Origin of the sequence: Streptomyces sulfonofaciens (genome assembly GCF_014656295.1) — a bacterium.
Lineage (GTDB): Bacteria > Actinomycetota > Actinomycetes > Streptomycetales > Streptomycetaceae > Streptomyces > Streptomyces sulfonofaciens.
In genome coordinates this window covers 137,273-160,965 of sequence record NZ_BNCD01000001.1, presented here as the reverse complement: position 1 = coordinate 160,965, position 23,693 = coordinate 137,273, and the positions used below count along the sequence as shown (strand labels likewise).

18 protein-coding genes are annotated in these 23,693 nt (G+C 75.1%); 10 read left to right on the top strand and 8 right to left on the bottom strand.

Translation table 11 applies throughout. The features are described from left to right. Window positions 1-595 precede the first annotated feature (595 nt). Window positions 596-1,648, bottom strand: a complete 1,053-nt coding sequence (murQ, locus tag IE313_RS00595) for an N-acetylmuramic acid 6-phosphate etherase (RefSeq protein WP_189928862.1) — start codon at window positions 1,646-1,648, stop codon at window positions 596-598. Window positions 1,649-1,956: 308 nt separating this feature from the next. Beyond that, window positions 1,957-2,883 (bottom strand): MurR/RpiR family transcriptional regulator, encoded by a 927-nt coding sequence (locus tag IE313_RS00590; protein WP_189928861.1) that lies wholly within the window; start codon window positions 2,881-2,883, stop codon window positions 1,957-1,959. Between the two features lie 254 nt (window positions 2,884-3,137). Here IE313_RS00590 and IE313_RS00585 point away from each other — a divergent pair, with 254 nt between their 5' ends. Both IE313_RS00585 and IE313_RS00580 read left to right on the top strand, forming a co-directional pair. After that, window positions 3,138-3,554 (top strand): DUF8819 family protein, encoded by a 417-nt coding sequence (locus tag IE313_RS00585; RefSeq protein ID WP_189928860.1) that lies wholly within the window; start codon window positions 3,138-3,140, stop codon window positions 3,552-3,554. Window positions 3,555-3,570: 16 nt separating this feature from the next. After that, entirely contained in the window at window positions 3,571-3,831 is a 261-nt protein-coding gene (locus IE313_RS00580) for a DUF4031 domain-containing protein (RefSeq protein ID WP_189928859.1), read from the top strand. 11 nt (window positions 3,832-3,842) lie between these two features. Here the strand turns inward: IE313_RS00580 and IE313_RS00575 are convergent, their stop codons facing one another. Further along, a complete protein-coding gene (locus IE313_RS00575) occupies window positions 3,843-5,078 on the bottom strand; it encodes a Cmx/CmrA family chloramphenicol efflux MFS transporter (protein WP_189929253.1) in 1,236 nt (411 codons plus the stop codon). Window positions 5,079-5,335: 257 nt separating this feature from the next. Next, window positions 5,336-6,007 (bottom strand): HD domain-containing protein, encoded by a 672-nt coding sequence (locus tag IE313_RS00570; RefSeq protein WP_189929252.1) that lies wholly within the window; start codon window positions 6,005-6,007, stop codon window positions 5,336-5,338. Between the two features lie 67 nt (window positions 6,008-6,074). On the opposite strand from IE313_RS00570, the gene IE313_RS00565 reads away from it, so the two are divergent. Together IE313_RS00565 and IE313_RS00560 are read left to right on the top strand one after the other, a co-directional pair. After that, the gene (locus IE313_RS00565; RefSeq protein WP_189928858.1) at window positions 6,075-6,833 is read left to right on the top strand and encodes a maleylpyruvate isomerase family mycothiol-dependent enzyme; all 759 of its coding nucleotides are present in this window, start codon (window positions 6,075-6,077) and stop codon (window positions 6,831-6,833) included. 258 nt (window positions 6,834-7,091) lie between these two features. Beyond that, window positions 7,092-7,799, top strand: coding sequence for a copper homeostasis protein CutC (locus IE313_RS00560; protein WP_189928857.1), 708 nt, complete (start codon window positions 7,092-7,094; stop codon window positions 7,797-7,799). A gap of 162 nt (window positions 7,800-7,961) precedes the next feature. On the opposite strand, the gene IE313_RS00555 is transcribed toward IE313_RS00560, so the two are convergent. Continuing rightward, complete coding sequence (locus IE313_RS00555; RefSeq protein WP_229924314.1) at window positions 7,962-10,034, bottom strand: HelD family protein; 2,073 nt, start codon at window positions 10,032-10,034, stop codon at window positions 7,962-7,964. 799 nt (window positions 10,035-10,833) lie between these two features. Between IE313_RS00555 and IE313_RS00550 the strand changes: the two genes are divergently transcribed. Continuing rightward, on the top strand, window positions 10,834-11,049 hold the full coding sequence (locus IE313_RS00550) for a hypothetical protein (protein ID WP_189928856.1): 216 nt from the start codon (window positions 10,834-10,836) through the stop codon (window positions 11,047-11,049). Between the two features lie 266 nt (window positions 11,050-11,315). On the opposite strand, the gene IE313_RS00545 is transcribed toward IE313_RS00550, so the two are convergent. Further along, the gene (locus IE313_RS00545) at window positions 11,316-11,618 is read right to left on the bottom strand and encodes a hypothetical protein (protein WP_189928855.1); all 303 of its coding nucleotides are present in this window, start codon (window positions 11,616-11,618) and stop codon (window positions 11,316-11,318) included. 241 nt (window positions 11,619-11,859) lie between these two features. Beyond that, a complete protein-coding gene (locus IE313_RS00540) occupies window positions 11,860-13,509 on the bottom strand; it encodes a DNA repair helicase XPB (RefSeq protein ID WP_189928854.1) in 1,650 nt (549 codons plus the stop codon). Between the two features lie 688 nt (window positions 13,510-14,197). Here IE313_RS00540 and IE313_RS00535 point away from each other — a divergent pair. The 3 genes from IE313_RS00535 (at window position 14,198) to IE313_RS00525 (ending at window position 18,476) form a co-directional block, all read left to right on the top strand. Continuing rightward, complete coding sequence (locus tag IE313_RS00535; RefSeq protein ID WP_189928853.1) at window positions 14,198-14,836, top strand: hypothetical protein; 639 nt, start codon at window positions 14,198-14,200, stop codon at window positions 14,834-14,836. A gap of 184 nt (window positions 14,837-15,020) precedes the next feature. Further along, window positions 15,021-16,577 (top strand): amino acid adenylation domain-containing protein, encoded by a 1,557-nt coding sequence (locus IE313_RS00530; protein WP_189928852.1) that lies wholly within the window; start codon window positions 15,021-15,023, stop codon window positions 16,575-16,577. 138 nt (window positions 16,578-16,715) lie between these two features. Next, window positions 16,716-18,476, top strand: coding sequence for a condensation domain-containing protein (locus IE313_RS00525; RefSeq protein WP_189928851.1), 1,761 nt, complete (start codon window positions 16,716-16,718; stop codon window positions 18,474-18,476). Between the two features lie 61 nt (window positions 18,477-18,537). Here IE313_RS00525 and IE313_RS00520 read toward each other — a convergent pair whose 3' ends face one another. Then, on the bottom strand, window positions 18,538-21,228 hold the full coding sequence (locus tag IE313_RS00520) for a helicase-associated domain-containing protein (protein WP_189928850.1): 2,691 nt from the start codon (window positions 21,226-21,228) through the stop codon (window positions 18,538-18,540). A 165-nt stretch (window positions 21,229-21,393) separates the two neighbouring features. Between IE313_RS00520 and IE313_RS00515 the strand changes: the two genes are divergently transcribed. Both IE313_RS00515 and IE313_RS00510 read left to right on the top strand, forming a co-directional pair. Further along, the gene (locus IE313_RS00515) at window positions 21,394-22,704 is read left to right on the top strand and encodes an HAAS signaling domain-containing protein (RefSeq protein WP_189928849.1); all 1,311 of its coding nucleotides are present in this window, start codon (window positions 21,394-21,396) and stop codon (window positions 22,702-22,704) included. A gap of 139 nt (window positions 22,705-22,843) precedes the next feature. Further along, complete coding sequence (locus IE313_RS00510; RefSeq protein ID WP_189928848.1) at window positions 22,844-23,671, top strand: hypothetical protein; 828 nt, start codon at window positions 22,844-22,846, stop codon at window positions 23,669-23,671. Window positions 23,672-23,693: the final 22 nt, after the last annotated feature.

Sequence of the window (23,693 nt, the reverse complement as noted above, 5' to 3'; positions counted from 1 at the left end):
GCAGGTGCATTGAGGCTCCGCTCGCTCATGTGAGCGTGACGGTGGGTGATGCTCTGCGGGTGTTAGGATCCGCGATCTCGAACATATTTGCGAGGTCGCGTTGCCCTGTGGCGCCGCCTCTCGCGATTACTACTCGAAAGCTGAAGAATGCTCGTGCGCTGCTCCTTTCTTTTGACGCTTCTTTTCTGTGTTTCCGTTCCCTCTGTGCATGGGGCTGCGGAGGTGCCCGATCGGGACGATGCGTCGAAAATGGTAGCTGCCAATCACTACACACCGATGGAGCAGACTGGCAGTTCCATCGCGAATGCACCGCAGACACCAGATGAAGCAGACACGGTTGCCGAAGAGGTTCCCTGTTGAATGTCACGGATCTGCACCACACCTCGTGAGCATTGACGTCGGTGCCCCGGCATGGCGCGCCGCGCCCTGAACAGTTGTCGAAGACACGCGTGAACCGGGACGTGTCGCTCGATGGAGGAGGATCGGCCCGGTGCACAGCCGGGCCGAGGCCGCGAATCTTCTTCGTGACGTACCCCGGCAGCGGGCCATGACCGGGTGCCCGAACCGAAAGGCCCGGGCACCCGCCCCCGTCCGGTTACCCCGCCGCCTCCGTCAGGGCCTGTCGCAGGTGGCCCCGGCTTCCCGACAGCAGTCGCTGGGCCGTGGGGGCGTCGACCTTGGCGAGGATCATGAGGATGGCGTTCTTCACCTCGCCCTGCGTTGCCGTCAGGGCCTGTTCGATCTCCTCGTCGGTGGCGTCCGTGGCGAGCGAGACGATGCGGCGGGAGCGGGCGCGCAGCTTGGCGTTGGAGGCGCGGACGTCGACCATCAGGTTTCCGAACGTTTTTCCGAGGCGGATCATCGTGATGGTCGAGATCATGTTCAGGACCAGTTTCTGCGCCGTGCCCGCCTTCAGGCGGGTGGAGCCGGTGATCAGTTCGGGGCCCACGACGACCTCGATGCCGTGCTCGGCGGCGGCGGCGAGCGGGCTGTCCGCGTTGCAGGACAGGCCGACGGTCAGGGCGCCCAGCGCACGCGCGTGTTCGACGGCGCCCACCGCGTACGGCGTACGGCCCGAGGCCGAGATCCCCACGACGACGTCGTTGCCGGTCACCGCCATGTCGTCGAGGTTGCGCGCGGCCAGCTCCGCCGAGTCCTCGGCGCCCTCCACGGAGGTCACCATGGCCCCGGGGCCGCCCGCGATCAGGCCCACCACGTCGGAGGGGTCCGTGTTGAACGTCGGCGGGCACTCGCTGGCGTCCAGCACCCCCATGCGGCCCGCGGTGCCCGCGCCCGCGTAGATCAGCCGGCCGCCGCGGGACATCCGGTCGGCGGTGGCGTCGATGGCCGCCGCGATCTGCGGGAGCTGCGCGGCGACGGCGGTGGGGACGGTGGTGTCCTCGCCGTTCATGAGCCTGGCGATGTCCTCGGTCGGCAGCCGGTCGATGTCGGCGAGTTCCGGCCGGAACGCCTCGGTGGTGAGGGTGGCCAGCTCCGCGCGCAGGGCGGTGTAGGCCGTGCCGGTGCCGGTGCCGGCACCGGGGTCGGAGCCGGAGTCGGCCGTGCCGGCGGCGGCTCCTGCGGCGGCCACGGCTGCTGCGGCGTTTGCGGCTTCAGCGGTGGTGGGGTCGTCGGGTGTGGAGGTCATGGCGTGCGGCTCTTTCCGGTGCTTTCCGGTGCTTTCCGGGGGGTGGCGTCGATGGACTGGCAGACGGCGGGCCCGGCCGGGGCGCGGCCGGCGTGCGGCTGCGCGGGGGCGGGGCGCCGGATGCGAGGCGTACGGCGGGCGTGCGGAGTGCGGGGAGTGCCGGGTGCGGGGGTCGGATGGACGTGCGGGGCGCAGGGGCGCGAGTGCGAAGGTACGGGGGTCGGGCGGCGCCGCGGGGCCCGGGGTGCGGCTGGGGCGGGCGGCGGTCGCGGGGGTGGCGGGGGTGGTGGGGGCCGGCGGGCCGTGGGTCAGCGGCCGTGGCCGGCGCGGGGCGTGTGGCGGTGGGCCAGGGCCTCGTAGGAGGCCGCGAGTGCGGGGGCCGCGGTCTCGTAGGTGCGCTGGGCCACGCCCACGAAGAGGCAGTCCACGACCAGTAGCTGGCTGGTGCGCGAGGACATCGCGGCGGGGCGCAGCTCGCTCTCGCGGGCCGTGGAGGTGGTCAGGACGTGGTCGGCGTACTGGGCTACCGGGCCGTCCGGGCGGCCGGTGATGGCGATGGTGGTCGCGCCGCGCTCGAAGGCGACCCGCAGGGGCTCGATGACGTCGCCCGTGGAACCGGAGTGGGTGATCGCGATCGCCACGTCCTTGGCGCGCAGTTGCACGGCGTTGGTGATCGCCAGGTGGGGGTCGCCGTGGGCGTGCGCGATCAGGCCGATGCGCAGCAGCTTCTGGGCGAGGTCCTGGCCGACCAGGCAGGAGGCGGCGTGGCCGTAGATGTCGATGCGGCGGGCGGCGGCGAGGCTGCTGACGGCGGCGGCGAGCTGCACCGTGTCCAGGGCGGCGGCGGTGTCGGCGAGGGTCTGCTGCTCGTCGTAGGCGAGCTTGGCCACGACGTCGCCGATGGGGTCGTCGACCGCTATGTCCGCCGTGACCGCGGGGGCGCGGCCCGACTGCTGCTGGGCGGCCAGGCCGGCCAGCGCGAGGCGCAGGTCGCGGTAGCCGGGGTAGCCGAGGAGGCGGGCGGTGCGGACGACGGTGGCCTCGCTGGTGCCGGTGAGCTCGGCGAGGCCGGTGACCGTGAGGGCGGCGCAGCCGGCGGGGTCGCCGGCGACCGCCTCTGCGACGCGCTGCATGGACCGGGTCATGGAGGGTGCGAGGGTGCGGACCTTCGCGGCGAGGGCCGCCGGGGCGGGCGGGGTCTCGCCCAGGAAAATTTCCTTCACGTCGTGGGTCACCGTTGAAAGATATTTTCGGGTGTGCCGATGGGTCAAGGGGCCCGGGCCGACGGCACCGGCCGACGCCACCGGCCGCCGGGTGTCCGGCCGCCGTATTCCGAGCACGGCTTCGGCCCACCGTACCGGGGGACCGTGCCCGGGGGCGTGCCTCGGCCACCGTGCCTGGGGGCCGTGCCCGGGGGCCGTGCCCGGGGGCCTGCGCCCCGGGTGTGCCTCGGCCACCGCGCCCGCGGCAGGGGCGCACAATGGGAGTCATGGCGGATTCGGAAGCTTCCGGAGCGGTGCCTCTCGGTGCGCTGGAACGGGCCCTGCACGCGGCCCGTGCGCTGGTGCTGGCCGACCTCGCGGCCGGGGACGCGGCGGACGCGGACGTCGTGTCGATGGTCGAGGACTCGGTGGCCCACCGGCGCTGGTGGGTGGAGCAGTGGCCGCAGGGCGCCGAGTACGTGGCGGGCCTCGTCGCCCAGGACGTCCAGGACGCCCTGCTGGAACGGTACGGGCGGTGGCCGCTGTGCCCGGTCTGCCGCACCCACGAGCCGCACGTCCTCGACGTCCGCCCCGAGCTGGGCCCCGACCCGCACTGGGTGTGCCACGAGACGGGCGTGCAGGTGGCCCCGGTCGGGGACCTCGGCACGGTGCCGGGGCACGGCACCGGGACGCCGTCCGCATGACCGGCGGGCCCGTCGGATGACCGTCTACATCGACCCGCCGGCCTGGCCCGGGCACGGCCGTATGTGGTCCCACCTCGTCAGCGACGTCTCGTTCGCCGAACTGCACGCCTTCGCCGGGCGCCTCGGGGTGCCGCCCCGGGCGTTCGAGCGCGACCACTACGACCTGCCCTCGCACCGTTACGCGGACGCCGTGCGGGCCGGGGCGGTGGAGGTCAGCAGCCGTGAGGTGGTGCGGCTGCTGACGGCCTCCGGGTTGCGCAGGCCCAAGGGGCGGTAGGACGCGGGCCGTCAGGCGCCGTCCTGCCGGCCCCCGCCGTCCCCGGTGGCGCTGACCGCCACGCTCCCCGCGACCATCCTGGTCCTGCCCGCGGTGCGGCCCGAGCCGCGTTGCAGGAACCAGGAGACGGCGACCGCGACGAGGGCGAGCAGGGCCATCGCGGTGCCCGCCCAGGCCGTGGCGGCATAGCCGAAGCCCGCGTCGATGACCGTGCCGCCGACCCACGGTCCGCCGGCGTTGCCGAGGTTGAAGGCGGCCGTCGCGGTGGCGCCCGCCAGGGTGGGGGCCGCGCCGGCCAGGTTGAACATCCGGGCGTTCAGCGCCGGAGCCGTGTAGAACGCGGAGACGCCGAGCAGCAGCGAGAGCGCGATCGCGGCGGCGGGGAAGCGGCTGAACAGCGCGAGGGCCGAGAGCAGCACGGCACTGGCCGCGATGCCCGAGGACATCACCCCGAACAGGTGCGCGTCCGCGATCCGGCCGCCGATCGTCGTACCGATCAGCGCGCCCACCCCGAACAGCGCGAGCACGGTCGGCACCCAGCCGTCGTCCAGGCCCGCCACCCGGGTCAGCACGGGTGCGAGATAGCTGAACAGGCAGAAGACGGAACCGCCGGAGAGCGCGATGACCGCGACCGACAGCCAGACCTGGCGATCCCGGTAGATCCGCGCCTCCCTCCCGAGCTGCGGCAACCGCCGGGGCCTCGGGAGGGGCGGGATCAGGGTCGCGATGCCGGCCAGCGCGAGCACGGACGCCGCGCCCACCGCCCAGAAGGCCGAGCGCCAGCCGAGGTGCTCGCCGAGGAACGCGCCGGCCGGCACGCCCAGCACGTTCGCGATCGACAGGCCGCCTATCATCACCGCCATCGCACGGGCCCGCGCCGTCACCGGCACCATCGCGATCGCCACCGCCGCGCCCACCGCCCAGAACCCGGCGCAGGCCAGCGCGCTCACCACGCGCGAGACGAACAGCACGCCGTACGTCGGCGCGAGGGCGCCCGCCACCTGCCCGAGGCCGAAGACGCCGATCAGTGCGAGCAGGGTCGCGCGGCGCGGCAGCCGCAGGGTGGTGACCGCGAGCAGCGGAGCGCCCACCACCATGCCGATCGCGAACGCCGAGATGAGCAGACCGGCCTGCGGGATCGTCACCCCCAGGTCCTCGGCGATCGGCGGCAGCAGGCCGGACAGCATGAACTCGCTGGTGCCCAGCGCGAACACGGACAGCCCGAGGATGTAGACGGCCAGGGGCATCCGGGTGCCGGGGCCGCGGCCGGGCAGCGGGTCGGCGGGTGCGGGCAGCGGGTCGGGGGGTGCCGGGAGTACGGCGGCGGGTGCCGGGAGCGGCGCGGTGGGCGCGGCGGACGTGCCGCCGGGGACCGCGGGTCCGGCAACGGCGCCCGGGGCGGCCGGGGGCGGGGACGAGGGCGTGCTGGGGCCAGGGGGCGCGGGAGCAGGCATACCAGCGGGAACAGGTGTTCCAAGCGCCGCATTCCCGGTCCGAGGGTGCGTCAGGCGGAGAGCAACGCCAGTTCCGTGCCGAGGTTGTGGCGGGCCGCGGCCTCCCAGTGCGCGGCGCCGTGCGGGGTACGGAAGAGGGCGGGCAGCGCGAGGAGTTGGCGCAGCACTCCGGCGCGGCCCGCGCGGAAGGCGTCGTCCGGCACGAACGCGTACTCCTCGCGGACCGCCGCGGCGTATGCGGCGTAGTCGCCGGGCGGCGCGGCCAGGATCGCCAGGTCCGCGTCGCACAGCACCTCGCCGTCGGTGTCGCCGGGGCGCGGGTCGTGGGTGGTGGTCAGCCGGACCAGGCGGGCCACCTCCGCGGTGCGCGCGGGCCCCACCCCGGCCTCGGGCAGCGCGCGCTCGGCGAGGGCGGCGCTGCGCTCCTCGTTCTCCGAGCGGTCCGGTCGGTAGACCGCGTCGTGGAACCAGGCCGCGAGCCGGACCGCGGCCGGGTCCTGGGCGTGCGGTGCCAGCACGTCGACGTGGTCGAGCACCGCCACGAGGTGGCCGGTGGTGTGGTAGCGGCGCTGCGGCTCGGCCCAGCGCGCCAGCAGGTTCTCGGCGTACGGCGCGGGATCGGGCTCCACCGCGCCGTCGCGGGCCGCGACCAGAGCGGTGCTCCAGCGCCTGCGCAGGTCGTCGTGGGCGGGGTGCGCGGGGAAGGGGGCCATGGACGGCATTATCGTTCGCACGGCGCGGGTCGGTTCCGTGCGTGTGCGCGGGGCCGGTTGCCCCTAGCGTGGATGCATGAGTGCTGACGTACGAGACGAACCCCACGCACACGACGCCGACCACCTGGGCCGTGCCGGGCGTCCCGCAGTCGCCGGCGGTGCCCCCGGCGCCGGGAACGCGGCGCAGGCAGCGGATCCCGAACTGCCGGGCCGGCTGCTGCGGATCGAACGCGACGCGCTGCTGCCGCTGCTGCGCTCCCGCGCCGAGGCCGACCTCGCGGCCCGCACCGCCTGCCCCGGCTGGACGGTCCGCGACGTGCTGGCGCACTGCGGCGCGGTGCTGGTACGGGTCGTGGAGGGCCGGACGGGGAAGGGGGCGTTCTCACCCGAGGCCAACGAACGGGACGTCGCCGAACGCGCCGACTGGCCCCTCGAACGCGTCCTGGACGAGCTGGAACGCGGCATGACCGACGCCGGCCCTGCGATCGCGGAGGCCGGAGGACCCCTGGACCTGGTGGCGCTCGGCGAATGGGTGCACGCCGGGGACGTGCGGGACGCGCTGGGCGAGGCCGGGGCGTACGCGGGGGAGGGACTGCCCTGCGCGCTGGCCCTGCTGGCCCGGTACAGCCGGGAGCGGGAGCATCTGCCGCTGCACGCGGACCTGGACGACCAGGACGAGCCGCTGTTCCTCGGGACCGCGAACGGGGACGCGCCCCCGGCGCGGTACATCGGCGACGCGGCGACCCTGGTACGGCTGTACGCGGGGCGTCCCGTGGTGGGGGCGCGGTACGAGTTGGCGGGCGCGGCCGAGAAGGAGCTGCGGTTGTTCGGGTGAGGGCGCCGGGGCCCGGTGCGAGGACCCGGCCCAGTGCGAGGACCCGGCCCGGTGCGAGGACCTCCGTCCGGTGCGAGGACCCTCGGCCCGGTGCGGGGCCCCCGCCCGGTGCGAGGACCCTCGGTCCGGTGGTCCGGTGGTCCGGTGGCTCGGTGGCTCGGTGGTCCCGGTCACTCCCGTCGTTCCGGTTCCCCGGTGGGGGAGTGGACTAGACCTGTAGATTGAGGTGGACGTCCGTCGATCGAGGAGCTGGGTCCCATGAGCAATCCCGCCGGCCGTGCGCTGCTGGAGGTGATCGGCCTCGACGCACGGGACGCCGCGGCCGCGCAGCAGGGCGGCGCGGACCGGATCGAGCTGGTCTCCGACATGGCCGCGGACGGGCTGACGCCCTCCTGCGCGACCTTCGCCGCCGTGCGGGCCGCCGTGGACATTCCGGTGCGGGTGATGCTCCGCCCGTCCGGCGGCTTCACACCGGCGTCGTCCGCCGAGGTGGCGGCGCTCGTCCGCAGCGCGCGGGCGCTTCGGGCCGAAGGGGCCGCGGAGTTCGTGCTCGGCTTCCTGGACGGGCGGGGGGCGCCGGACACCGGGGTGGTGGAGGAGGTCGTCGGCGAACTCGACGGGAGCCGGTGGACGTTCCACCGGGCCATCGACCACGCGGCCGACCGGGCGGCACTGCGGGGGCAGCTCGCCGACCTGACCGGGCTCGACACGTATCTGACGGCCGGGTCGCCGCTGGGCGTCGACGAGGGGCTGCCGGTCCTCCTCGCGGAGGCCGCGCGGCGCGGCGAGCCCGGGTACGCGCAGGAGCTGCTGGTGGGCGGGGGGCTGCGGCCCGGGCACGTGGAGCGGCTGAGAGCGGGGGGCGTCCGCGCCTTCCACATCGGCCGGGCGGCCCGGCCGGGCGGCTGGCAGGCACCGGTCTCCGCGGCGGCCGTGCGGGAGTGGCGGACGGCACTGGACCGGTAGGGGCCCGGCCCTACCGGTCCGGTGCCGTCCTGGACGGGCACGGCCGCGGGGGCCGGGAGCCGGGTCGTGGAGCCGGGGCCTGGGGCCGGGTCGTGGGTCCGGACTGTGGGCCCGGCCCGGCCTGCGGGCCCGGGCCGCCCGGCCGGTGCCGGGGCGCGCCCCCTATGCCAGCCGGGCGGGGAGCGGGCCGGAGTGGAGGACCGCGAGGCCGGAGACCGCGCGGGTCAGGCAGACGTACAGCCGCCGCAGCCCGGTGCGTTCGTCCGGCTCCGCGGTGACGATCGCCCCGGGCTCGTCGAGGACCACGTAGTCGTACTCCAGACCCTTGGCCAGGGACGCCGGCACCAGGGTGAGGCGCGAGGCGGCGGTGGTCTCCTCGCCGGGCTGGAGGTACGGCACCCCGGTGGACGCGAGCGCCTCGGCGAGCACGGGAACGCGGACGTCCGCGGCGATGAGCCCGATCGAGCCCTCGTGCCGCAGCGCCTCGCCGCACGCGGCCAGCACCGCCGCGGTCAGTTCCCCGGGCGTGGTGCGCACCACCGACAGCGATCCGGGCGACTCCCGTACGGAGTCCACCTCCGCGAGACCGGGAGCGATCGCGGGCAGCAGCCGGGACGCGTAGGAGATGACCTCGCGCGGCACGCGGAAGCCCGCGGTCAGCTCCTCCACCACCGCGTCCGACTTGCCCAGGTGCCGCAGCGCCTCGTCCCAACTGCTCGTCGCCCACGGCGTGGTGCCCTGGGCGAGGTCGCCGAGGACCGTTGCCGACCCGGTCGAACAGCGCCGCCCGACCGCCCGGTACTGCATCGGGGACAGGTCCTGCGCCTCGTCGAGGACGACATGGCCGAGCGAGGTGGTGCGCGAGACCAGGTCGGCCGCCTCGTCGACGAGGACCGCGTCGGCCGCCGACCACTTCGCCGACCGGATGCTCCGCGGTGGCCTGGTCCACAGGATCGTCTTCTGCTCCTCCTCGGTGAGCAGCCCCTCCGCATGGGCCGCGAGGAAGTCCGCGTCGGAGAGCAGCCGCAGCACCAGCTTCGCCGGCTCGACCGCCGGCCAGACGGTCTTGACCACCGCCTTCACGGCCGCGTTGCGGGCCACGGCGTCCTGCACGCGGTCGTCCGGCGCCTCCCCGGCCTGCTCCATGCGGACCAGCACGGCGTGCGCGATGCGCTGCGGCAGGGCGTCGCGCGCGGCGCCGTAGCGGATGTCGCGGGCCAGCAGCTCGCCGACGATCTCCTCCAGCTCGTACGCCGGGATCCGCCAGCGGCGCGAACCGCGGACCACCACCAGGGGCTCCTGCGGCGGGACCACGTGCGAGCGCAGCGCACGGCGCAGCACCTCCGCCATCCGGGCGTCGCCCTTCACCAGCGCCGCGGCCGGGTCGTCCGTGCCGTGCACCGGCACCTGCCCGACCAGCTCCCCGATCGTCGCCTGCCGCACCTCCAGCTCGCCCAGGGCGGGCAGCACCTGCTCGATGTAGCGCAGGAAGGACGCGTTCGGGCCGATGACCAGGGTGCCCGTCCTCGCCAGCCGCTCCCGGTGGGCGTAGAGGAGGTAGGCGACGCGGTGCAGGCCCACCGCGGTCTTGCCGGTGCCCGGACCGCCCTGCACACAGACCGTGCCGGTCAGGCCGGAGCGCACGATCTCGTCCTGCTCGGGCTGGATGGTCGCCACGATGTCCCGCATCGGGCCCACGCGCGGCCGCTCGATCTCCTGCTGGAGCAGCCTGCTGGTGCGGACCGCCTCGGCCGGGTCCATCAGGTGCTCGTCCTCGTACGCCGTGAGGTCGCCGCCCGTGTAGCCGAAGCGGCGGCGCAGCACGACGTCCATCGGCTGCTTCTTCGATGCCTGGTAGAACGGCTGCGAGACCGGGGCGCGCCAGTCGATCACCATGGGGTCGCCGTCCGCGTCGTGCACATGGCGGCGGCCGATGTAGAGGGCGGTCGCCGCGTCGCCGCCGGTGCCGGGCGGCCCGTCATCGGCTGCGCCACCCGATCCGTCCGCCGCTCCTCCGCCCGCTCCGGCGCCCCCGGCCTGCCCGTTCCGCCCGGCCTGCCCGGCCGGGTCCGCGCCCGGCGCGTGCTCGTAGTCGAGGCGGCCGAAGAAGAGCGGTGTGTGGGCGAGGTCGGCCAGGGACTTGATGCGGGCTTCGATCTGGCGCCGGAGCACCTCCGCGTTCACCCAGTTCGCCGTCACGTCCCTGATGTCCAGCGACTCGGCGTCCTCGCGCATCGCGCGCAGGGCCGCACGCGAGGCGGTCAGGTGCGCCTGCTCGCGGGCCAGCAGGACGTCGCCGGTCGTCCCGTCGGCGGTGGTCGTGTCACGGGTCGTCGTGTCACGGGTCGTCGCGTCACGGGGCGTCCCGCCACCGGTCTCGTCGCCGGCCTGGGTGCGGGTCTCGGGCCGGGCGCGGGCCGCCGGACCCGGCGCGGCATCCGGGGCGGTGCTCGCGGTGGTGCGTGCGGGGGTGTTCTCCGGGGCGCCCTGAGCGGCGTCCCGAGTGCCGCGTGCCGCGGGGACGCCGGACGGGGCGTCGGCGGGACGGGGACCAGCGGGTGGGGTGGACACGGGTGCTGCCTCCGGGAGCGTGCGGATCCCGGCGGCGGGGGCGCGCTGGCGCGGTGCGCCGCCGGGCGTCGTGCGGTGGATGCGCGCGGGCGCGCGGAAGAACCGGCCGGTTTCCGTCCGGCCGGCGGCACTCCACAGAGGGGAGGCGGGCAAGGGCGGGGAGTTTAGTCGACGCGGGTTCGGACGTCGAAGCGGTTTTCGCGGGCCGTGCGGTGCATCGCCGTGCCCGTGCCGGTGCCTGTGCCGTGCCGTGCCCGTGCCCGTGCCGGTGCCGTCTCGTGCCGTGTCGGCGGCGACGTCGTGGCCGCGGGGCCCGTGTGCCCGGTCCGCTCACCCAGGGGCCGGGAGCCGTCCCCGTCACTCCCCGGACGTAGGGGAGGGGACCTGAGTCGTACGGGTGGGGCCGCTGCGATTACATCCCTGGGCTGATGTGTCCGACCTGACCGAAAACGACTATGGACACATGAGCGTATCGGCCTTTTCCCTCACCCCGGCCGCCCTGCCGTCACGGCGGCCGGGCAGCCAGGGGCCGCCGGGCGCGACCGCCGCGACCGGGACCCCGCACCAGCACCGGCTCGGTGACGCCCTGCGAGCCGTCCGGGTCTACGTGGCCTCGGCGTTCGAGGTGGCGGTCCTCGGGGAGTACCTGGAGGAGGCGGGGGTGCTGCGGCGCCGCTGAGTACCGCGGCACCCGGCTTCCGGCTTTCAGGCCCGCCGGGCCCTCCCCGCGGCCCCGGCTCCCCGTCTCCGCGTCTCCCCGGCACCCCGGCGCCCCTGCAGCCGTCTCCCCGGCACCGCGGACCTGTCTCCCAGCTGCCGGGGACGCGTCTCCCCGGCGCCGCCGGCCCCGCCCCGGGCCGCCGGCCACGGGGACCGGCGGCGGGCCCGACCTCCCCCGGCGGGCCCGCCGGCCGCTCGGCCGTCCGGAACGGACCGTGCCGGCCCTCAGCCGTCCGGGTTGGCCTCCAGGCAGGTCAGCGCGATGTCGTCGAGCAGTGCCTCGTGCGTGCGGCCGCTGAGCTGGGCGTCCCGTTCGATCTCCACGGCCGCCCAGCCCGTCAGGCTCATCACCAGCAGGCGGAGGCCGTCCGTCCCGTACTTCTCCAAAACCTCGTCGGCGACGTACATCGCCTCCTCGGGGATCCGCTCCGCGGGCTCCAGGCCCACGACCTTCCGCAGCAGACCGACCGTGGTCTGCGAGATCACCGGCGCCAGCTTGCGCAGCCGCCGGCTTTCTTCCTCGTTCACCCTTCGTCCCTCCACCGAGTAGCACGGGAGCCACCCACGGTACGGACCCCTACGCTCCGTATGCAGCGAAAGCCGACAGGCTTTGCACGGTCGGGGGAAGGTCCCGGCCGTACGCGCACGCACCTTCCCCGGCGTGCCCTCGGACGTGGCCCCAAGGGGCCGCCCCCTCGGAACCGCATCCCGGACCCGGCCCCGGACGACGCCCGGGAACGCTGCGGCCGCGGGACGGGCGGACCCCGCGTCAGGTCTCCAGCTCTCCGGTGAGGAGGTCGTCCGCGTCCACGATGCGGTACGCATAGCCCTGCTCGGCGAGGAAGCGCTGCCGGTGGGCCGCGAAGTCCTGGTCGATGGTGTCGCGGGCGACGACCGAGTAGAAGCGGGCCTCGTGTCCGTCCGCCTTCGGGCGCAGCACCCGGCCGAGGCGCTGGGCCTCCTCCTGGCGGGAGCCGAAGGTGCCGGACACCTGGATCGCGACGGTCGCCTCCGGCAGGTCGATCGAGAAGTTGGCCACCTTGGAGACCACCAGTACCGAGATCTCGCCCTCACGGAACGCGCCGAACAGCTTCTCCCGCTGGGCGTTGGTCGTCTCGCCCTTGATCACCGGCGCGTTCAGGTGCTCGCCCAGTTCGTCGAGCTGGTCGATGTACTGGCCGATGACCAGCGTCTGCTCGCCCGCATGCCGCCGCACCAGCGCCTCGGTCACCCTGCGCTTGCTGTCCGTCGTCGCACAGAAACGGTACTTCTCCTCGGTCTCGGCGGTGGCGTAGGCAAGCCGCTCGCCCTCCGTGAGGTTCACCCGGACCTCGACGCAGTCCGCGGGCGCGATGTAGCCCTGCGACTCGATCTCCTTCCACGGTGCGTCGAACCGCTTCGGGCCGATCAGCGAGAACACGTCGGACTCGCGGCCGTCCTCCCGCACCAGCGTCGCCGTCAGCCCGAGGCGGCGGCGCGCCTGGAGGTCCGCGGTGAACTTGAACACCGGCGCGGGCAGCAGGTGCACCTCGTCGTAGAGGATCAGGCCCCAGTCGCGGGAGTCGAACAGCTCCAGGTGCGGGTAGATCCCCTTCCGCCTGGTCGTCAGCACCTGGTAGGTGGCGATGGTGACCGGGCGGATCTCCTTCCGCGTGCCGCTGTACTCGCCGATCTCGTCCGCGGTGAGGGAGGTGCGGGCGACCAGCTCGTGCTTCCACTGCCGGGCCGAGACGGTGTTGGTGACCAGGATCAGGGTCGTCGCCTTCGCCTCCGCCATGGCACCCGCGCCGACCAGCGTCTTGCCCGCGCCGCAGGGCAGTACGACGACGCCGGAGCCGCCGTGCCAGAAGCTCTCCACGGCCTGCTTCTGGTACGGGCGCAGGGCCCAGCCGTCCTCGGCCAGGTCGATCTGGTGCGCCTCGCCGTCGACGTAGCCCGCCAGGTCCTCGGCGGGCCAGCCCAGCTTCAGCAGGGTCTGCTTGATCTGGCCGCGCTCCGAGGGGTGGACGGCGACGGTGTCCTGGTCGATCCTGGCGCCCACGAGGGGGGCGATCCGCTTGGAGCGCAGCACCTCTTCGAGAACCGGCCGGTCGGTGCTCGTCAGGACGAGACCGTGGGTCGGGTGCTTGCTCAGGGTGAGGCGGCCGTAGCGGTCCATGGTCTCGGCGATGTCGACGAGGAGGGCGTGCGGGACCGGGTAGCGGGAGTACTGGACGAGGGCGTCGACGACCTGTTCGGCGTCATGGCCGGCGGCGCGGGCGTTCCACAGGCCGAGGGGGGTGACGCGGTAGGTGTGGATGTGCTCGGGGGCGCGTTCGAGTTCGGCGAACGGTGCGATGGCGCGGCGGCAGGCGTCGGCTTGCTCGTGGTCGACTTCGAGGAGCAGTGTTTTGTCCGACTGGACGATCAGGCAGGACACGCGTGTGCCTCCGGCGGAGGGGCTGGATGGGTCGGCTTCCGGGCGGTGCCAAACTTCCGGGCGGTGCCGAATAGAGGAGTCTACTTGGTCGGGCCGGTGGGGCGGGGGCCCGAGCGCGGGCGGGGCCGGCGGGGCGGAATGCACCGGGACTCCGCACGCCGCGTCGGTCGCGGGATCCGCCCTGGCAGGCAGCGACTGATGCGGTCACCTGTGCCCTCCGCACCGGTCGGTGCGGAGGGGTTCCGCTGACGAACGAGTTGCCGACCCGGCCGTTTTCACTGCACGGCCTTCCTTTTCTGCTGCCCGGTAATCTGTCGTTCGACAGCGGCATTTCCTCAGTCGGAAAGGAAAATGCGCACGGTATTTCTCGCGATATCGGTCGGCCCGTGTTTTCGCGGGCGCCAATGGACTCCACCGGAGGTCGGCAGTCCATTCGTGGCCGGTCAGAACCTCGGTGGGTGTTCAAGTCGGCACTGTTGACACTGTCGCGGTTTGCGGAGGAGACTCCTGGCGTGCACGGTGCTGAAAGTGCAGGAGAGGACGCCGCTGGTACCCACTGGTCGTATTCTTCGAGAGATTGTGGCTGGACATGCGAGACTGTGTGGTCCTGGGTTGCGCGCGAAATGGCACAAGTGTTCTTGCCGGCATGATATCCCGCGGTGGCGGGCATTGGATCGGCTCGGACCCGATGCCTCCCAGCCAGTTCAACAGGACCGGGTATTTCGAAAGTCTCTCGATCATCGACATCAACGACCGGATGTTGTCCTGGTTCGACGGCGCAGGTGCCGTGGAGACGGGAGAGGGCGAGCGCTGGCTCGCCGTCCTGCCCCGGGACGAGCTGCGCTTTCCTGAGATTCCCCGGGAAATGGCCGACAGCATGCGGGAGCAGGTCGCTCCCCGGCCCTTCTGCCTGAAGGACCCGAGGTTCTCCTACACGCTCGCCGCCTGGAGCCCCGTGCTCGGCGACGCGCTCCGCGTCTGCGTCTTCCGCTGTCCACAGGTGGCGGCGCGCAGCCTGGTGAGGCTGGCGCACGGCGTCACGAACGTCGCGCTCGACATTCCGACGGCCTATGAGGTGTGGACACACACCTACGAATACATCCTGCACAACCAGCTTTCGACCGGCGACTGGCTCTTCGTCGACTACGACACGCTGCACACCGCGGCCACCCGGGAACGGGTCGAGGCGCGGACGGGCTGCCGGGTCGACTGGTCCCTCTTCTCCCCCAGGGCACCGCACGAGACGGCGGGCACCGCGGCCGACCCCGGCGTTCCCGGCCGGGCCCGCGCCCTGCACGCCGAACTGGTCACCATGGCGGCACGGTGAGGGACGGCTCCCTTCGCCCGACCCCGACCTCGTCCCCGACACGGTGCCATGCGCCTGCCGCCTGCCGATGCCGCCTCCCGATGCCGTGGCCGGCGTCACGACAGACGTCCGACTCGGCGCCGCAGCCGATGCCGCAGCCGGCGTCACAGCCGACGTCCCGACGGAAAGGCGGAAGTGGACCGTGGTGACGACACCCGATGACGACCCCACCCTGTACGGACTCTTCGCCGCACAGGCGGCGAGGACGCCCGCACACGAAGCCGTACGTGACGGGTGCACCTCACTGGGCTACGGGGAACTGAGGTCCCGCGTCGACGCGCTGGCCGACGCGATACGCCGCAGCGATCCCGGGGCCGGCAGCCGGATAGGGCTGTACGTCGGGCGCGGCGTGGACATGGTGGCGGCCGTCCTGGCGGTGGCGGCAGCCGGCCACACCTACGTCCCGATGGATCCCGCCTACCCCGAGGACCGGGTGCGCTTCATGGCCGAGGACAGCGGGATCCGCCTCGTCCTCAGCGACGCGGAACCACCCGACGGCCTCTTCCGTGTCCCCGTGCTCCGGCTGGACCGCCTCGACACGGCGCCGGGCCCGCGGCCGGCGGCCGTGCACCCGGCCACCTCCGGCACGAGTGCCTACGTCATCTACACCTCGGGCTCGACCGGCCGGCCCAAGGGCGTCGAGGTGTCGCAGCGCAACGCCGTGGCGCTGGTGCGCGGCGTCTGCGCACGCTACGACTTCCGCACCGATGACGTGTGGACCCTCTTCCACTCCTACTGCTTCGACTTCTCCGTGTGGGAGATGTGGGGCGCGCTCGCGACCGGCGCCACACTGGTCGTCGTCCCCGAGAGGACCGCGCTGTCGCCCCGGGCCACCGCGGAACTCCTCGTACGCGAGCGGGTCACCGTGCTGAACGTCGTCCCCTCCGTCTTCCGGTACCTGGTGGGGGCGGTCACGACGATGCGGGACAGCTCCCCCGCGCTGCGCCGCGTCCTCTTCGGGGGAGAGCCCGTCGAGCCCGCCGACATCAACCTGTGGCGCAGGCGCTTCGGCGACTCGTGCCAGTTCGTGAACCTGTACGGCATCACCGAGACCACCGTCTTCGTCTGCGCCCGCACCCTGGACCCGGGGGAGCTGGAGGCCGAGGACCAGGAGGCCGTCCGGGCACTCGGGGCCCCGCTGCCCGGCTGGTCGTACCACGTCCTCGACGAGCACGGCGAACCCGTCGCCAGGGGCGGGACCGGCGAGATATGGGTGACCGGTGACGGGGTGGCCGTGGGCTACCTCGGCCGGCCCGCGCTCACCGCCGAACGCTTCCGTGCGCTCCCGCTGCCCGGTGGCACGGGAGAGCGCTCCTACCGCAGCGGCGATCTGGCCACCAGGACGCAGAACGACGTCTTCTGCTTCTCGGGCCGGTCCGACGACCAAGTGAAGATCAACGGTTTCCGCATCGAACTCGGCGAGGTGGAGGGCACGCTGCGGCGGCTGCCGGCCATCGCGGACGCCGCGGTTGTGCGCAGCCGCAGCAGGGTCGGCGGACACCTGCTGACCGCCTACGTCGTCTGCGACGACGGCGTCCCCGACGAGGAGATCGTCCGGCAGGCCGGCGCCGCACTGCCGCGGCACATGATGCCGGGCCGGTTCGTACGCCTGCCGGAACTGCCGCGCAACGCGGCGGGAAAGACCGACCGGCGGGCGCTCACGGAGGCCGACCGGGGCTCCGGCGCCACGACGCCGAGGTGACGACCGGGCCCCCGGCCCCGCCCGCTGCCCGCGGCCGGAACACGCCGGACGCGATCGTGTCCGCGCCCCGCTGCCCCGAACCCACTCCTGCCCCGAACCCACTACTGCCCCGAACCCACTCATGACCGAGACCCACTCATGACCGACGAGGTGATCACGACGGCTGCGGCGGAACGGCAGGCGGTCACGGACATGATCCGTGTCTGGGAGGACGTGCTCGGCATCGGGGGCGTCACCGCGGACGACTCCTTCTTCGAACTCGGCGGCCACTCGCTGCTGGCGGAGGCCCTCGTCCTCGCGGTGGCCGAGCGGTTCGGCACCGACGTGTCGATACGGACCCTCTTCGACCATCCACGGCTCGCCGAGTTCACGGCGGCGGCACGCGGCCCGTCCTCGCGCAGGGCGGTGGAGCCGCCCGGGCCGGCCGTGCCGCCCGCCGGCGGTGGCCCGCAGGCCGGGGCATCGGACGGCTGGCGCCCCCTGCCGTACCGGATGGGCCTCGGAGTGCGGCGGCAGGAGCGGCCGGACGGCACCATCGCCTCCGTGAGCGTCGTGTGCCGGACCTTCCTCTTCCCGGCATCGACACCCGATCCGGTACGCCTGGACGAAGCCGTACGGCGAGCGGTCGGGATCAACCCCGCGCTGCACAGCATCTACCGCAACGACCCGGTCCGCGGCCCCCAGTACACCGAGCGGCCCGTCCCGGCCGATCTCGTCATCCACCGCGAGCTGGGAGGGGTGACCTGGGAATCGCTCGCCGCCACCGCCCGCAGGACCGCCGACCGCGAGATGACACGCCGACGGGACCTCCGGGCGGGCAGACTCCTGCGGGTGGTGTGCCTGCGGGGCCGGGGGCCGGGGTACGCCCTCGTGGTCGCGATCGATCACTCGGTCTGCGACGGGATGTCGTTCACCCGGTTCCTGGAGGACATCGCGGACGCCTACGCGGCGAGCGGCGGGGGCGGCGGGAGCGGCGGGAGCGAGCCGAGTGGCGGGAGCCACGGGAGCGGCGGGGGCGGGGCGCGCGGTGGAAGCGGGGCGAGCGGCGCAGGCGGGGCGAGCGGCGGGGGCGGGGCGGGCGGCGGGGGAACCGGGGCGGGCGGCTCCCCGGCGGTCTCCTCCCGGCCCTCGCTCGCGGAGGTGGCGGCCGCGGAGCAGGCCGCCCTCGGCGGAGCGCAGGGGCGTGCGCTGCGTGCCGCCTGGCGCGCGAGGCTCCCGCGGGGCGTGCCGCAGGTGATGCTGCGGCACACCCGGCCCTGGCAGGAGAGCCCTCCGGAGGCGGGCTCGTTCACCTCGTCGCTGCACGGTGCCGCGTACCGCCGGCACACGCACGAGGCCGCAGGGCTCGGCATGACCGGCTTCGCGCTCGGCGCCGCGAAGGTGCTGCACGCCATGCGCACCGCCGTCATCGGCGACGAGCTGGCCTTCTTCTGCCCGTTCCCGGGGCGTTACGTGCCCGAGGCCCGGGACGTGGTCGGCAACTTCGCCAACCCCCTGCCCGTCCTCGTCGACGCGCCCCGCGGGGCCGACCTGCCGACGACGGTGCGGGCCGTGCGGGAGGGCCTGCTGTGGACGCTCCAGCACCAGGGCCTGCCGTTCCCCGAGGTCCTGCACGAGGTGCGGGACGTCGACGCCACCGGTGGTGAACTGCCCTACATGCGGCGCTGCGTGTTCCTGTCGGGTGAGGTCCCGGACCGCTTCACCCTCGCGGGGGAGACCGGGCAGGTGTGCCCGGCGGAGGTGGACAACGCCCTCTTCGACTTCAGCCTGTGGCTCTACGACTCCGGCGAAGAGCTGCGGTGCCACGCGGCCTACCGCAGGTCGCTGCTCACCCGACCCGTGGTCGAGGGCTGGCTCGACGCCCTGCGCACCCCCCTCGACATGTCCGCACAGACCTGACCGCAGCCCGGCCGCCCGGCGGTGTGCGGCCGGGCGGTGTGCGGCGAGGCGGCGTGGAGCCCTACTCCGAGGCCAGTTCCGCCACGCCCGTGATGCGGTGCAGCGGATAGGTGCGGACCTCGTCGGCGGTGTGGTCGAAGGCGGTGACGAAACCGCCCTCCACGCTGATCGGCGCGATCACCCGCTGGCTCGCGGCCCCGTCGGCGTTGACGTACCCGATCCACACCGCCTCGCCCGCCAGCACCGCCGCCTGCATCGTGGCCAGGGTGTCCGCGGAGGTGGTGCGGGGCAGGCCGCCGGGGTCGGCCGGTGCGGCGGCGTCGTCGGCAGTGCGGTCCTGCGCCGGCCTGCGCGGCGCCGTCGCCGCCGCGTCGCCCGCGCGGATCGCGCGGACCGCCGCGCCCAGCAGGGTGCCGTCCGGCACCGGGGGCCCGTCGGGCACGGGCTCCGGCGCGGTGCGCGGCGGTGTGCGGTGCCGGGAGGCACGGGTGATCAGCACATCGCCCTCGGCCGACTCCGCGGCCGGTGCGAAACCCATCGCACGCAGGCCGTCCAGCAGCGTCGCCGGGTCGGCCTGGGAGGCGAGCACGGTGGGGGCGAGCCGCCGCAGGCGCAGCGCCGCCGCGCGCCTGTCGGCCAGGATCTCGCCGAGCACGGCGTCGTCGTCGCAGCGCACGTACGCCGCCGCGGCGCCGATTCGCAGGTGGCCGTGCCGGCGGGCCACGTCGTCGATGAGGTACGACAGCGGCTGCGGCACCGGCGTGCGCGCGTGCGCGGCCAGGAAGGCGTGCAGCTCGGCGGCCGACTGGCCGGCGTCCAGGGCGCGGCGCACGGAGGCCGGTGTGAAGCGGTAGACGGTGGCGCCGCCCTTGGACTCCACCTCCGCGAGGACGTCGAGCATCGCGGCGAGCGGGCGCAGCAGGGGGCCGGGGGCGACAGCGGTGAGGTCGGCCTGGAGCAGTACGTGGTCCAGGGGCTCGGGGAGCAGGGGCGCGAGCCGGCGGGCCGCCTCGGCGGCGCGCACCGTCCTCGCCGCCCCGGAGCCCGCGGGGTCGTCCGCGTCCGGCGGGCCGAGCAGGGCGCGGCCGTGGGACGACAGGGCGCCGCGGCCGGTGACGCCGAGCAGCTCCGCCTCGGCCAGCGTCCACTGGGCGACACGGGTGCGCAGATCGTCCCGGTCGGCGGGGGCCGGCGCCCCCGGTGCGCGGCGCGGGCCCGGCGGCTCGGCCCGCTCGCTCGGCCGGCCCGGCGCCGCACCGCGCACGGGACGCTCCCAGTGGAGCCGGGCCAGCAGGGCGTCCCGGTCGGCGGCAGCGCCCTCGGGCAGGGCGGCGAGCAGGACGAGGACCCGGTGGCGCACCTCCACAGCCGCGGAGCGGTCCAGTCCGGGACCGAGCGCCGACAACACCCGGTCCTTGCCGTCCCGGCCGCCGACCAGGCCCGCCGTACGGGTGGCCGCCAGCCAGGCCGAGACCAGATGGGCCCAGCGCTCCGCGGCGGGCAGGGCGAGCCAGTCGTCGTACGCGGGCGTGGGCGCGTACCGCTCGCTCTCGCGCCGGCCGCCGGACTCCGCCTCCGGGTGCGCCGCACCCTCGTAGCCGCCGTCCGACGCCAGCAGGCCCGCCGCGTAGGCGAGCTCCACCCAGAACGCGGCGCTCTGCTCGGGCACGTCGAGCAGCGCGGCCGTCCGCCTGAGGTCGCGGACGCTGAGGCCGCCGGCGCGCAGCACGGTGGGCCCGCCGCCGCCCCAGTCCTTCAGCAGTTCCTCGACGGTGGCCAGCGCGGTGTGCGCCTGGCCCGCTGCGGTGGTGTCCACCACCTGTGGACGGTGCTCGGCGGCGGGTGTGACCTCGGGCGGCAGCGGCGCCGGGGTGCGGTGCGCACGGCCCGCCCGCAGGTGCAGGGCGGCCTCGCGGGGCAGTACCACCGTGCCGGGCGCGGTGGGCAGCAGCAGGCCGCGGTCCAGCAGCCAGCGCAGATGGGCGGCCGGCTCGGCCGTCACCTGCCCGTACGGCGGTCCCCAGACCAGCCGGGCGAGGACGTCCAGCGAGTCGGCCGGCGCCTGGTCCAGCAGGGCCGCCATCCGGGCGCGGTCCGTGAAGAGGGCGGTCAGCGCGGAGACCGCGGAGACCGCGTCGTGCGTCGTCGGCAGCCCCGCGGCCGCCACGATCTCCTGGATCCGGCCGGGCGACATGCCCGCGGTGGCCTCCGCGACCGTCGGCCCGAGGCCGGTCGGTGACGGGTGCCGCGGCGCGGGCGCCAGCAGCTCACGGGCCGTGCGCACCAGCCGCAGCCGCTCGTCCGGGCCCCACACCAGCGCCTGGTCGCGCAGCGTCCCGAGGGCGCGTGGGAGGGCGTCGGCGACGGCGGCGGGATCCACGCCGGGCGCGGCCGGCGGGTGCGACCCGGGGCCGGGGCCGGGGCCGGGGTCGGTGCCGGAGCGGGTGCCGGGCTCGGGGTCGCCGGCGAGCAGGGCGAGCAGCGTCCCGTACGGCGTGGGTTCCGGCGCCACCGCCAGGGCCTGGGCGGTCTGCAGCGCGAAGAGGTCGAGACGGCCCAGCGCACGGACGACGGAGGCACGGGTGGCGGCACGGGTGGCAAGCTGCGTGAGGTCGCCCGGCACCGGAGAGAGCAGGTCGGGACGCGCGCGCAGGAGGCCGGCCAGGGAGGCGTCGGCGCGCAGCCGGAGGTCCTCCGCGAGGGAACGGGGCGTGAGGCCGCCGTCCTGGTCCTGGTGTGCATGACCGCTCATCCTGCTCACGGTAATGGGTGACGGTGACATCCCGGGGGCGGGACCGGCTCCGTGCGGGCGGGGGAGCGTGCGGGTACGGCACGGGGACGGGATGTCCGGCGGGAGCCCGCGGCGCGCGGTACCGTCGGGCGGGTACTGGAACGGGTGCGTCCCGGAGGGGACTTCGTGGGGAACGAGAGCGATCGGCTCGTCTTCGACTATCTGAGCAAGGTCGGCGACCTCGCCCAGCAGCGGCAGCTACCGTCGTCCGAGCGGATGCGGCTGGTGACCGAGCTGCGCGGCGAGATCGACCGGCGCCGCGCGGGCGCGGACAGCCCCGGGGCCGTGCGCCGCATCCTGACCAGGCTCGGCAGCCCGGAGGATGTGGTCACCGGCGCGGGCGGGGCCACCGGCGAGGGCGCGCCGTCCGGGCAGGAGGGCGGCGGCCGGGCGGCACCGCCGCGGCAGCCGGCACCGCCGGCCGCTCACCGGGACCGCGCGGACCCCGAGGGACGCGCCCGGCCGGGGCGGCTCTTCGGCGCGCGCCGGGGCGGCGTGCCGCACCTCGGGGACAGCGCGGCGCAGGGCACCGCGCGGCCCGGGGGCACCGGCCCGGGACAGGACAGCGAACGGCCACCGCGGCTGGGCGGTCTGCGCCGGCGCATGCCGCGCCCGCGCGCCGCGGGCTCCGAGGCCAAGCCCGCCCCGGCGCCCCCGGGCGGGGGCCCCGAGGCGCCCGAGCTGCCCGTCTACGAGGCGTTCCCGCTCGACGGCCCCGCACCGCCGCACCTGGCGGGCGCGGACGAACTCGGGCCGCCCGGCTCCCAGCCCGACTGGTGGCGGATCGACACCGTCCCGCTGGGCGGCACCGACATGGTGCCCGGGTTCACCGGCGGGGTGGAGATCCCGGAGATACTGAAGCCGCCGCCACTGCGCCCCTTCGATCAGAGCGGCCAGAGCGGGCAGAGCGGCCAGAGCGGCAGGGGCCCCGAGGACGAGAGGGGCAGCCGGGGTGCGCCCGGCTCACCCGGGACACCCGGCAGGCCCGCCGCGGGCGGCACCGCGCCCGAGGCCGCCCCCGCACGCACCGGATGGCGTCGCCTCGCGCGGCCGCGTCCCGCGGGGGCCCCGGCAGCTCCCGCCGGGGCCGGGGGCAGGCGCTGGGCCAACCCGCTGCTGCTGCTCGCCGCCGCCCTCCTCGTCGCGGGTGCCGCCGTGGGGAACTGGTTCGCGCTCGGCCTCGGCTGGGTCATCGCCTACGCCTCGCGGCGGCTGACGGCGGCCGAGTCCAAGTGGGCCGTCCTCCTCCTGCCCGGTGCCACCGTGGCGGCCGGCGCGATCTGGCTGTGGGGCCGGCAGCACGGCCGCTGGGGCGAGCCCGTCGCCGAGGGCCACATGAACGACGCGATCGCCGGGACCTGGCCCTGGGTGGTGCGCGCCGCCGCCCTCGTCTCGGCCCTGTTCCTCATCTGGAGGTCCCAGCGCGGCCGTTCGTGACACCGGCCGACGCGCCGCGGCCCCGGATCCGGTGACAACCCGTCACCCGCGGTGACCCCTGACGGCCCACCCGGCGCGCGCGAGGCCCCCGACCCCGGCAGGATCGGCGGTGGAGCCCGTCCGTCCGCTGGGAGTCCTCATGCGCCCTGGAGCCCGTCGCAGACCGCGCCGCGCGTCCGTCCGTCCGATCGCCGCGGCGGCGCTCGCCGCCGCCTGGCTGCTGCCGGGACCCGCCGCGGCGGCGCCGGCCGGCCCGCAGGCGCCGCCCGCGGCCCCCGTCGCGCACTGCGCTCCCGACGCCCGCCGCGCCGGCAGCGGGCTGTGCGTCACGGTGACCGGGGCGGCGATGACCGTGACGGCCGTCGAGACCTGCGCGTGCCGGGTGTCGGGCACCTGGACCGCACGCCGGGGCGGCGCCGTCGCCGCCTCGGGCGACCTCGCCGGCCGCGCCGACTACCCGGGCCCCGGAACGTACGAGATCACCGCCGCGGCCGAGCTGCGGCCCACGGACGGCCAGGGGCCCGCCGTTCGGCGGACCATCCGCGGCAGGCTCGCCCTCAGCGCGCCGAGGCCCGCGGTCACCCGGCGGATCGAGGTCCGCCCCCGGGTCGTCCGGCCCGGCAGGACCACCACCCTCACGTACACGATCACCCGTACCGGCGAGGGCGACAGCAGCGCGCGCTTCGGGCTGATCGGCGAGGAGTCCGCGAGGATCGCGCTGGCGACCACGGACGGCCGGTGCGTCAATCCGCTGACGGGGCGTTATCCGTCGACGTCGCGGTCCGCGCACGCGCTGGACTGCGCGCTGACGGACCTCCAGCCGGGGCGGCCGGCGACGGTGACCGTGCACGCCACCCTGCCGGGCGCGTGTTCCACGGTCGTGTCCATGCTGGGGTACTGGGCGCCCGCCGGGCAGCGTGTCACCGGTGCGATGCTGGCGGGGCCCACGGTCACCTGCGCGCCCTGACCCCCGGGCCCGCGCCCGGCGC